The sequence below is a fragment of the Exiguobacterium sp. s128 genome (genome assembly GCF_018618815.1).
In the GTDB taxonomy this organism is placed as follows: domain Bacteria; phylum Bacillota; class Bacilli; order Exiguobacteriales; family Exiguobacteriaceae; genus Exiguobacterium_A; species Exiguobacterium_A antarcticum.
Genome location: NZ_JACSMT010000033.1, coordinates 18,835 through 29,506 on the forward strand (window position 1 = coordinate 18,835; position 10,672 = coordinate 29,506).

At 48.6% G+C, this 10,672-nt stretch carries 11 protein-coding genes and 2 riboswitches; of the genes, 4 read left to right on the forward strand and 7 right to left on the reverse strand.

Annotated features, from left to right (window positions below; translation table 11 throughout):
* Positions 1 to 104: 104 nt before the first annotated feature.
* The 4 genes from KNQ13_RS11850 to KNQ13_RS11865 are packed head-to-tail and all read right to left on the reverse strand — an operon-like array spanning position 105 to position 3,869.
* A complete protein-coding gene (locus KNQ13_RS11850; protein ID WP_026830291.1) occupies positions 105 to 1,316 on the reverse strand; it encodes a M20 family metallopeptidase in 1,212 nt (403 codons plus the stop codon).
* Positions 1,317 to 1,343: 27 nt separating this feature from the next.
* Positions 1,344 to 2,165 (reverse strand): MetQ/NlpA family ABC transporter substrate-binding protein, encoded by an 822-nt coding sequence (locus KNQ13_RS11855; RefSeq protein ID WP_026830292.1) that lies wholly within the window; start codon positions 2,163 to 2,165, stop codon positions 1,344 to 1,346.
* Between the two features lie 32 nt (positions 2,166 to 2,197).
* Entirely contained in the window at positions 2,198 to 2,848 is a 651-nt protein-coding gene (locus tag KNQ13_RS11860; protein ID WP_014971438.1) for a methionine ABC transporter permease, read from the reverse strand.
* Positions 2,838 to 3,869: a methionine ABC transporter ATP-binding protein gene (locus KNQ13_RS11865; protein WP_026830293.1), complete on the reverse strand. Its 1,032-nt coding sequence runs from the start codon at positions 3,867 to 3,869 to the stop codon at positions 2,838 to 2,840. Before KNQ13_RS11865 ends, KNQ13_RS11860 begins: the two co-directional genes overlap by 11 nt.
* An 85-nt stretch (positions 3,870 to 3,954) precedes the next feature.
* Positions 3,955 to 4,058, reverse strand: a riboswitch (SAM riboswitch).
* Positions 4,059 to 4,307: 249 nt separating this feature from the next.
* Positions 4,308 to 4,410: riboswitch (SAM riboswitch) on the forward strand.
* 65 nt (positions 4,411 to 4,475) lie between these two features.
* Here KNQ13_RS11865 and KNQ13_RS11870 point away from each other — a divergent pair.
* Complete coding sequence (locus tag KNQ13_RS11870; protein WP_014971440.1) at positions 4,476 to 5,234, forward strand: alpha/beta hydrolase; 759 nt, start codon at positions 4,476 to 4,478, stop codon at positions 5,232 to 5,234.
* Between the two features lie 71 nt (positions 5,235 to 5,305).
* On the opposite strand, the gene KNQ13_RS11875 is transcribed toward KNQ13_RS11870, so the two are convergent.
* On the reverse strand, positions 5,306 to 5,926 hold the full coding sequence (locus tag KNQ13_RS11875; protein ID WP_014971441.1) for a thymidine kinase: 621 nt from the start codon (positions 5,924 to 5,926) through the stop codon (positions 5,306 to 5,308).
* Positions 5,927 to 6,121: 195 nt separating this feature from the next.
* Between KNQ13_RS11875 and KNQ13_RS11880 the strand changes: the two genes are divergently transcribed.
* Positions 6,122 to 6,754 (forward strand): DedA family protein, encoded by a 633-nt coding sequence (locus KNQ13_RS11880; protein WP_014971442.1) that lies wholly within the window; start codon positions 6,122 to 6,124, stop codon positions 6,752 to 6,754.
* A gap of 35 nt (positions 6,755 to 6,789) precedes the next feature.
* Here the strand turns inward: KNQ13_RS11880 and KNQ13_RS11885 are convergent, their stop codons facing one another.
* Together KNQ13_RS11885 and rho are read right to left on the reverse strand one after the other, a co-directional pair.
* Positions 6,790 to 7,035, reverse strand: a complete 246-nt coding sequence (locus KNQ13_RS11885) for a type B 50S ribosomal protein L31 (RefSeq protein WP_026830296.1) — start codon at positions 7,033 to 7,035, stop codon at positions 6,790 to 6,792.
* A 97-nt stretch (positions 7,036 to 7,132) separates the two neighbouring features.
* A complete protein-coding gene (rho, locus tag KNQ13_RS11890) occupies positions 7,133 to 8,497 on the reverse strand; it encodes a transcription termination factor Rho (RefSeq protein WP_014971443.1) in 1,365 nt (454 codons plus the stop codon).
* Between the two features lie 361 nt (positions 8,498 to 8,858).
* Between rho and KNQ13_RS11895 the strand changes: the two genes are divergently transcribed.
* Positions 8,859 to 9,542, forward strand: coding sequence for a C40 family peptidase (locus KNQ13_RS11895; protein WP_026830297.1), 684 nt, complete (start codon positions 8,859 to 8,861; stop codon positions 9,540 to 9,542).
* 68 nt (positions 9,543 to 9,610) lie between these two features.
* Positions 9,611 to 10,381, forward strand: coding sequence for an SDR family NAD(P)-dependent oxidoreductase (locus KNQ13_RS11900; RefSeq protein WP_026830298.1), 771 nt, complete (start codon positions 9,611 to 9,613; stop codon positions 10,379 to 10,381).
* Positions 10,382 to 10,672 lie beyond the last annotated feature (291 nt).

Consider the following 10,672-nt stretch of genomic DNA (forward strand, 5'->3'; position numbering starts at 1 on the left):
AAAAAAGAATTTGTTTTTACATCCATTTCCGAAAAAATATGCCCCATTCAGCGGACTATCAAAGCAACATCTGCCGGATGGACACATACTTTTTATTTTGACTGTTACGCCAAATAACCGTTTTTCCGGTCATGGAACTCTTGTTTGACCGTCCCGAGCAACTGTCCGTCCGTCAACAGACGTAACGCCGTCCGAGCCAGGATTTTTGCGCCGGTGATCAAGGCTTCGTCGCCTTGTTCCGACCGAGCCGCTTCCCGGAAACTTTCCGTGTGGGCGACCAAATCGTCCGCTCCGATCTTGATGTACGGATGGATGGTCGGCAGGACCTGGCTGATATTGCCGGCGTCGGTCGAACCGAGACCCGGGCGTTCATCCGTCTTGACGTCTTCCCCAAGCGCCACTGCTTCCTCCCGGAAAATCTCGTCAAACGTCCGGTTGAACAGCAGATTGTCGACCTCATTTTGGAACGCGATGATCTCAAGCGTCGCCCCGGTCGCAAGCGCTGCCCCTTCGGCAACGGCCTTAACCTTCTTCGTCACGGCATTCAGCCGGTCGCGCGTCGTCGCCCGGATGAAGAAGCGTGCTTTGGCGTATTCCGGAATGATGTTCGGCGCATCACCGCCATCCGTGATGATGCCGTGAATCCGGACGTCGCTCGGCAATTGCTGACGCAAGGCATTGATGCCGTTAAACAGTTGGATGACGGCGTCGAGTGCATTGATGCCCTCTTCCGGTGACGCTGCCGCGTGAGCCGGCTTGCCGGTAAAGGCAAAGTCCAGTGGATCAACAGCAAGCGAGGAACCGGTGATCCGCGTTTGTCCGGACGGATGAATCATCAGTGCCGCATCAATCCCCGTCAGGAGATCATGTTTGACGAAGCTGCCTTTCGCACTGCCGTTTGGTCCACCTTCCTCTGCCGGTGTTCCGAGCACGACGACACTGCCCCCGACTTCATCGATGATTTTACTGAGCGCGATCGCCGCTGCGACACTCGTCGTGCCGATGATGTTGTGACCGCAGGCGTGACCAATCCCCGGCAAAGCATCGTATTCAGCGAGGAAGGCAACCGTCGCCCCCGGTTTATCCGAAGTCTTCCGGGCCAGGAACGCCGTGTCATGTCCCGCGACCCCGAGCTCAACCGCGAACCCTTCTGCCGTCAGGCGTTCCGCATGATGGCGCGAGGCAAAATATTCCTCGTTCCCAATCTCGGGTGTCGCATGAATCCGGTGACTCGTCTCGAGATACGACTCGCGTTTTTGTTCAATATCCTGCTCAATCGTTTGAATCAAGTTTTCCCGTCTTGTCTGAACCGTCATTTGGGTCACGCTCCTTTGGATGTTTAATTATTCGCCAATGTCACTGAGTGGGACGAACGTCGGAATCGTGCTTCCTTTGTACTCTTTTTTGATGAAGGCCGCGACATCATCCTGTTGGTAAAGTGAAGCAATTTTCTTCAACGTCTTTTTGTCTTTGTCTTCCGTTCGTGTCGCGATGATGTTGATATAGGGTTTCGCTGTTGCATTTTCATGGAGAATCGAGTCTTTGATCGGATTAAAGCCGGCATCCACGGCGATCCCGTTATTGATGATTGATGCCGATACATCCGGCAGAACACGTGGCGTCTGCCCGGCGACGACTGGGACAATCTTCAGCTTTTTCGGATTCTCGACGATTTTGTCGACGGCTCCGTTTCCGTCAAAGTCGTCCGGTAGCTTGATCAAGCCGGCTTCCTGCAGCAACAGGAGTGCCCGTCCCATGTTCGTCGCCTCGTTCGGGACGGCAATCTTTCCACCGACCGGGATATCTTTGACGTCCTTGACTTTATCCGAATAGATCCCCATCGGTGCGATGACGGTCGTCGCAATCGGCGATAGCTTTAAGTTATGTTCTTTTTTAAAGGCATTGAAGTACGAAATCGTCTGGAACGAATTGGCATCGATTTCGCCTTCTGCGAGTGCCAGGTTCGGTTGCACATAATCGGAGAATTTGACGAGTTCAATCGTGATGCCCTCTTTTTTCGCTTTTTTCGCGACGTATTCCCAAACTTGCGTATCCGAGCTGCTGACGCCGAGCTTGACCGTATTTTGATCCTCTTCCCCGGACGCCGCACACCCTGCAAATAATACCATCGTTAATGCTGCACCAATCGCTAATCCTTTTTTCATCGTTCATCTCTCCCTTATCTTCTCTATGTTTTTTAGTGTCTGCGAATTTTTCGTGCCAACAGGTTGCCCATCGTCTGTAAACCTTGGACGAGGATGACGAGTATCCCGACCGTGATGAGCATGACGGTCGTATCAAACCGTTGGTAGCCGTAGGTGATCGCCAAGTCCCCGAGGCCTCCGCCGCCGATCGCACCGGCCATCGCCGACGCTCCGATCAAGCCGATCGTCGCAATCGTCAAGTTCAGGACCAATGAACTGAGTGCTTCCGGCAATAAGAAACGGAAAATCGTCTGCAACGGTGTCGCTCCCATTGCCTTTGCTGCCTCGAGGACCCCCGTGTCGACTTCAAGCAACGAACTTTCGATCAATCGGGCGATGTACGGCGCCGCATAAAAGACGAGTGGAACGATTGCCGCCTGTGTCCCGATCGATGAACCGACAATCAGACGGGTCAACGGGATGATCGCGACGAGTAAGATGATGAACGGCACCGACCGGAAGATATTGACGATACTGCTCAAGACGTTGAAGAACGGGACTTGTTCGAGCAACGCCCCTTTTCGTGTGACGACGAGCAAAATCCCAAGCGGTAAACCAATCAAGGTCGAAAAGAGTAATGACAGACCGACCATCGTCAAGGTCTGCAGGAAGGCGGTCCAAATATCCGTGTAGTTAACCAGCATCTGCGAGCACCTCCTCGACCGTGACTTGGGCTTCGTCGATGTATTGCAAGGCCCGGCTGATTTCTGCCGTTTCACCAATCAGTTCGACGAGCAGACTGCCAAACGGGATGTTTTGCAGTTCCGTGATACTCCCGTGCAGGATGTTAAGATCGATGTCAAACCGTTTTGCGACTTGTGACAACAGCGGTTGCCCGGTATGTGCTCCGAGAAAGTTGATCTTATAAATATGATGGTTGGCTTCACGTCGTTCGATCAACTGTTGAACGGACGCCGGAATTTCATCCTGCATGACGGACCGGACGAAGTTTTTCGCCGTCGCCGTCTGCGGGTTCGAGAAGACATCGAACACGGTACCCGACTCAATCAGCTTGCCGGCTTCGATGACGGCGACCCGGTCACAAATCTCCCGGATGACGCCCATCTCGTGTGTAATCAGTAAAATCGTGATGCCGTATTCCTCGTTGATCTGTTTCAGTAAACGCAGGATATGTTGTGTCGTCTGCGGATCAAGCGCCGATGTCGCTTCGTCACATAACAGAACCGACGGCTGGGTCGCGAGTGCCCGGGCGATTCCGACCCGTTGTTTCTGTCCACCCGACAACTGATCCGGATAATGATCGGCTTTATCGGCCAGGTCGACGAACGCGAGGAGTTCATGGACACGCCGATGGATTTCAGCCTTTTTGACACCTGTCAGGACAAGTGGTTTCGCGACGTTCGCAAAGACGGTATTCGAATCCAGCAAGTTGAAATGTTGAAAAATCATCCCGATCTGTTGCTTGGCTTCGCGGAGTTGTTTTGCCGAGAGGCTCGTCAATTCTTGCCCATCGACTGTCACGCTGCCGGATGTTGGACGTTCGAGAAGGTTGACACAGCGTAACAACGAACTTTTTCCGGCCCCACTAAATCCGATGACCCCGAAGATTTCACCTTTTTTAATTTCAAGATCGACACCGTCTAGTGCAGCGATTGACTGATCTTGTGTCTGATAGATTTTTTTTACATTTTTGAATGTAATCACCACGTTTCCCCCCTTAAAAATACAAAAAGGCCTCTTCTTAAGAAACAAGAAGAGACCTGGATCCGCACAAAGGCAGAATCCACTCGACTCATCTCTCAGACAACTGTCTGATGGAATTGGCACAGTGCTCATAATGAGTCTGTTGCCGAGGTTTCGTAGGGCCAGTCCCTCCACCTCTCTGGATAAGTGTTGCAGTATGAAATTCATATGTGTGTTGTTTCGAATCAAGCTTATGTCGTAAAACTAATTTTTACATTACAGGTATATCTTTTAAAGGTCAACCATATTTTCAAAAATAAACCATATGACCCATATCGATTGAGATCCTGGGTTGTGCGTCATCATAGAAGCGTTCCGGATAGCGGTCAAAGACGAATTGACAACTCTTTCGCGTCAGTGCTATTATCTTCACAATGATTAATCCGACAATTCCTATACGATATATCAAGAGTGGACGAGAGAACTGGCTCTAGGACTCCACGGCAACCTGCAATTCGCAAGGTGCTCCGACCAGCAAAGCAACCGCTTTGGATGATACATACGAGAAACTCGTTTGCCGTCCAAAGCCAAACGAGTTTTTTTATTTTTGAAATGGAGGACACCTTGATGAGTATGCTTTATCCTGTTTTACCAGGGGCTGATGCCTTTTTATTAGAACGTGGATCCGTCGGGATTCTGTTGTGTCATGGTTTTAACGCAACACCACAAAGTGTTCGTGCTGTAGGCGAACGCTTCGCAGAACATGGTTTCACCGTCCATGCACCTCGCTTAGCGGGTCACGGAACCGACCTCCGTGACTTTGCCGCTTCGACTGCTGAAGACTGGAAACAAAGTGTCCGCGAAGGATTTGACCTGTTAGCCAAACAGTGTCCATCCATCTTCATCGTCGGTCAATCGATGGGGGCGACGCTCGCCTTAGCACTCGCCACCGAAGGATTGCCGGTCGATGGCATCATCACGATCAACGCAGCCCTGTCCGTCCCAGCGTACGAAGCGTTATCGTTCGATGATTGTCCGGACCAACTGCCTGAAAGCGCCCCCGATATCAAACGTCCGGCTTTTGAAATCATTTATGATTTCGTCCCGACCACGTGTGCAGCAGAACTGTTACGCTTGATCCGGGACACGGTTCCCGACTTACCTACACTTCAAATTCCCACCCTTATTTTATATTCTGTGGAAGATCACGTCGTCCCATCCAGTTGCTCCGATTACCTGCACCGGACAATCAGCTCTGTCGACAAACGTACGTATTGTCTGCTCAATTCGTATCATGTCGCGACGCTCGATTACGATCAAGAGGCAATTGTGGAGGAGACGATCCGATTCGTCGAACAGTTCAGCCGGTTGACCGAGACGGGTTGAACGTTCAGCTAACAAAAAAACAAAGCTAACAGTCCTGTCAGCTTTGTTGCGCTATCCTTTTTAAGAAAGGATTAGTTTTGTTGTTGTTTTTTCCACTCTTGTAACGGTTGGGGTTTACCCGGCACTTGATGACAATGACGGCAACGTGGTTCATAAGACTCAGAAGCACCGACTAAGATGATCGGATCATGATAGTTTGCCGGTTGACCGTCAATCAGGCGTTGGGTCCGCGAAGCCGGATCACCACACGATAAACAAATCGCCTGCAATTTCGTCACGAACTCGGCGCGGGCGAGCAACTCTGGCATCTTCCCGAACGGTTCCGCCCGGAAATCCTGATCGAGCCCCGCACAAATGACGCGTTTGCCGTCTTGCGCAAGCGCCTCGATGACGGAGACGATCTCATCGTCAAAAAACTGAACCTCATCAATTGCAACAACTTGCGTCTCTTCTGCTACCGCCACGTACACGTCACGGCTCGTCGCCATCGGAATCGCGATGACAGAATTGCCACCATGCGACACGACATGTTCTTCGTGGTAGCGGTCATCAATCGCCGGTTTAAAGACCTGGACCGGTAACTTGCCGTACTGTGCCCGTCGGACACGACGGATCAACTCTTCTGATTTTCCGGAAAACATACTCCCGCAAATCACTTCGATCCAACCATATTGATTGATCACATGCATCATCGAAAACACCGTCCTCTAAATTAGTCACTTTAACGAGTATAGCCCGAATCTAAATTGAGAAAAAGAGTTGACTTCTCAAAATCAAAAACCTATTTCCGATTTCCCTCATTCTTCATCTTGTCATTTCAACTGGTATCTCTTTCCTGTACAATAAAAGAGAAGTTTCTTTGAAGGAAGGTGACTCCGATTCATCACATGCTACATGAAGTCCTCCATCAATATGGAGCGTTCGGACTCGCCGTTCTACTCGCTGGTGGTATCGTTGGTTTACCTGTTCCTGATGAGACGTTACTCGTCATGTCTGGTTTTTGGATGCATCGCGGTGATTTACCTCTGATCGGAACGATTCTCGCAGCCTATGCCGGGAGTTGTATCGGTATGACGATCAGCTATTTGTTAGGTCTGAAACTTGGTATGCCGTTGCTGCACCGGGTTGCCCCTAAATTACGAATTTCCGAAAAACATATCTTTCAAGCAGAGGCCGGATTTTTACGTTATGGAAAATCCGTTTTGATCATCGGCTATTACATACCCGGATTACGTCAGCTGTCTGCTTTTTTCGCCGGTGTCTCGAAGATGCCGTTTCAAGTTTTCGCGACCTATGCCTACACAGGCGCCTTGATCTGGATCAGTCTCTTTTTAGGAGCTGGTTATTTTCTGGGTCGTCACTTTTCTTTCGGTTTGCTGGTTGCACATTTTGCGAACAACCCGGATATGTTGCCGTACCTCGTTGGGGCTGCTGGAGCAATCGGTCTGTCCTTTGTGCTTAAAACCTATCTCGCTTACCGTGCTCAATTCAGCCTATACAAAAACAGCCTGCTCCAGTGATGGAGACAGGCTGTTTTTGTATACAGAAGTCGCAATTACTTGCGGCCGTATTTTTTGTTGAAGCGATCGACACGACCGTCTGCAGCGTTGAACTTTTGACGACCAGTGTAGAATGGGTGCGAGTCCGAAGACACATCCACGCGGATGAGTGGGTACTCGTTTCCATCTTCCCAAGTGATTGTCTCGTTCGAAGAACGTGTAGAACCAGTCAAGAATTTGTACTCAGTAGTTGAATCCATAAACACAACTTTGTTGTATTTTGGGTGAATTCCTTGTTTCATGGTTGTTTTCTCTCCTTCCGCCCTGGTTCATTTGCTGAGCCAGAGTAAGTTACCTTCCTATACTAAACGATTTTTTGACGACCCGCAATACCTATTTTCATGTCGTTGTGTCTGTTTTCGTCACACGCGGTTTGACAGGTGCGCGTCGGACCGGTTTCTTCTTTTCTTTGTTCAGTTCCACAAAAAATTCTTCATTGTTTTTTGTGTCACGAATCTTCCGTAAGAAGCTGTCAACAAACTCGTTTGATTCGTTCATCGTCCGACGAATCGTCCACAAGGCATCGAGTTGATCTTGCGGTAACAACAACTCTTCTTTCCGTGTTCCGGATTTCCGAATATCGATGGCCGGGAAAATCCGACGCTCGGATAGTTTCCGGTCTAGATGAAGTTCCATGTTACCGGTCCCTTTAAACTCTTCATAGATGACATCATCCATGCGTGAGCCCGTCTCGACGAGCGCGGTCGCAAGAATCGTCAAACTGCCACCATGCTCAATGTTACGCGCGGCACCGAAAAAGCGTTTTGGTTTATGGAAAGCAGCAGGATCGATCCCACCTGATAACGTCCGACCGCTTTGCGGGACGGTTAAGTTATAGGCGCGCGTCAAACGTGTGATGGAGTCCATTAAGATGACGACGTCCTTTTTATGTTCCACAAGACGCATCGCTCGTTCAAGTACGAGCTCTGAAATCCGAACGTGATTATCCGGTGTTTCGTCAAACGTCGAACTGACGACGTCTGCTCCCGGTACGGACCGTTCGATGTCCGTCACTTCTTCCGGTCTTTCATCAATTAAAAGAACAATCAGCTCGACGTCCGGATGATTGACTTGAATCGAATTGGCGATTTCCTTCAATAGAGATGTCTTACCTGCCTTAGGCGGCGCGACAATCAATCCCCGTTGTCCGAATCCAACCGGCGCAATCATATCCATGACACGAACGGACAGATGACGTGGTTCAGTTTCGAGTCGCATCAGACGATCCGGATAGATCGGTGTCAATGCCGGGAAAAATAACCGATTTCGTGCCGTATCCGGTGCTTCTCCATTAACGGCTTCCACACTTAAAAGACCTTGGAACCGCTCATTTTCTTTTGGCGGACGAACTTTTCCGGTCACGACGTCTCCATTACGGAGGTTAAAACGGCGAATTTGTGAGGCGGCAATGTAGATGTCTTCAGAGGATTGCGAATAGTTGATAGGACGAAGGAAGCCGAAGCCACCATCATTTTGCATCTGTGGGTTACCGGGGATGACTTCTAATACCCCTTCGAGGAAATAAAGACCTGTCGATTCCGCTTGCGCTTTCAGAATCTTGAACATCAATTCACGTTTACGGGCTTCTCGGTACTGTGGCACATTTTTTGCTTTTGCGATTTCATATAAGTCTTTTAATGTCAGGTTACTCAATTGAGCAAGTGTATAGGAACGTTCTGGTTTGTCGGTTTTTTCAGTTGGCATATGCATTCACCTATTCTTCATATAAATTCAGTTGCAAAGATCTCGCTGTTTATTTTACAAGTGTAGCTTAATAATTTCTTCGTGCATTAAAGGTATCACATTTGCACCTCTTTCGTCGTGATTTAAAGAATGGGAATTTCTTCTTTGTAATATTCGAGCATATTATTGCAGTTATGTTACAAAAACGTCATGTTTTGTAGCGGAACTGAAAAAACGTTTTCATGTCTCCGCATGCTAAGATAATCGTGCAGAGAAAAACTTACACAGTTGTAAGGCAAACTGCTTAAACAAACACTTAATGAGATTGATCATATAACCCGGTTTTCAAAACTACTTTAAAATGACATGGAGGATTTCACATATGAAACGTTTTCTAGCATCGGTCGCGGCAGCAGCATTAGTGGTTTCAGGATTTGCATCAGTGGGAACAGGTAAAGTTGAGGCAGCTTCGACAGTAACGAAAGTCAAGATCACAGATAGCGGATTACGCGTTCGTACAGCTCCTTCTACAAAAGCAAGCATCGTCGGTAAAGTAAACGCAGGCCAATCATTTACATACAAAGGTAAATCAGGCAGCTGGACAAAAATTTCATACGGCGGAAAAACACGTTATGTGTCTACGCAGTACACGAAAACATACAAAGCTTCTACTGCAACAGCTAAAAAATCAACGACTTCTTCATCAACACGTACACGCCTTCTAAGCGAAGCTGCTAAACATAAAGGAACTCCTTATGTTTGGGGCGGAACAACGACTCGTGGATTTGACTGCTCTGGCTTCACAAGCTATGTCTATAAAAAAGCAACAGGTAAAACATTACCACGTACGTCTTCTTCACAATACGCATCGTCTAAAAAAGTCAGTGTTTCTAGCGTACAACCAGGAGATCTTGTCTTCTTCTCACACGGTAACGGCATCCAGCACGTCGGAATGGCAACAAACAAAACAAGTATGGTCAACTCGGAAACGGGTGGCGTTAAATACTCAAGCTTCAAATCAGGTTACTGGGGTTCACGCCTTGTCGGCGCGGGTTCATACCTATAATTCAAATGACCAAGCGGTTGAGCATCGGCTCAATCGCTTTTTTTCTACACAAAAAGGAGGATTTGATCATGAATGTATTGATTACCGGAGCTTCCGCCGGAATTGGGCGGGAACTGGCTTATCTCCACGCAAAACAAGGACACCACCTGTTACTTGTCGGACGAAACGTCGAACAGCTGTTTGAAACCAAACACTTCGTCGAACAACGCGGTGGTTCGGCAACAGTTTTTCCATATGACATTGGTCAAACACTTCACATCCAAGCCTTGTTACGTGCTACCGAACACCTCCAAATCGATATCTTGATCAACAATGCAGGATTTGGGCTTTACGGTGAATTTCTCGAAACGGATCTCTCGCGTGAATTGAACATGATCGATGTTAATATTCGTGCGCTGACGTATCTCACTAAAATGTTCGCCCAGCGGATGACAATACAAGGTGGAGGTCGCATCATTCAGATTGCTTCAACGTCCTCTTTTCATGGTGGTCCTTTGATGACTGTCTATTATGCGACAAAAGCCTACGTGCTCAGTTTTTCAGAGGCACTCGCCGAAGAACTCGCACCATACAACATCCAAGTGACAGCGGTTTGTCCCGGTGCAACCCATACCGACTTCGCCGCGACGGCCGATCTTGCGACGTCTGGTCTGTTCAAACGACCGGGTATCATGGACGCACCGACCGTTGCTCAGCTGTCGTTCACCGGGTATATGCAAGGAAAAACGCTTGTCATACCCGGTCGCAGCAATGCGATGTATGTCTTCATGACACGCTTTTTCACACGTCGTAAACTCGTCCAGATGACACATCAGCTACAAGCTCCGACAGATCGCTAATAGAGTTTCTTGCAACGAACGGTTCTGGTATCCATTAATCAAACAGGGTTGACTCAAAAAGAGATCACTCGTCTTTTCACGCCCTTTCCTCAGGCGAGACACAAGCCAGTTTTCCTGCCTTCATTCAGGCAGGAAACCGGGTCTTGTTTGTCTCTGGCAGCGCAAGCCTACTTGCGCTTTTTCCTGTAGGAGTTGCGTGAAGTGATATGCTCCCCAATAGGTAGACAGATGAAATAAACAATCTGTTTTTCTATTAGGGGGGTCTTTTTTATGACAAGAACTAAGCATTCC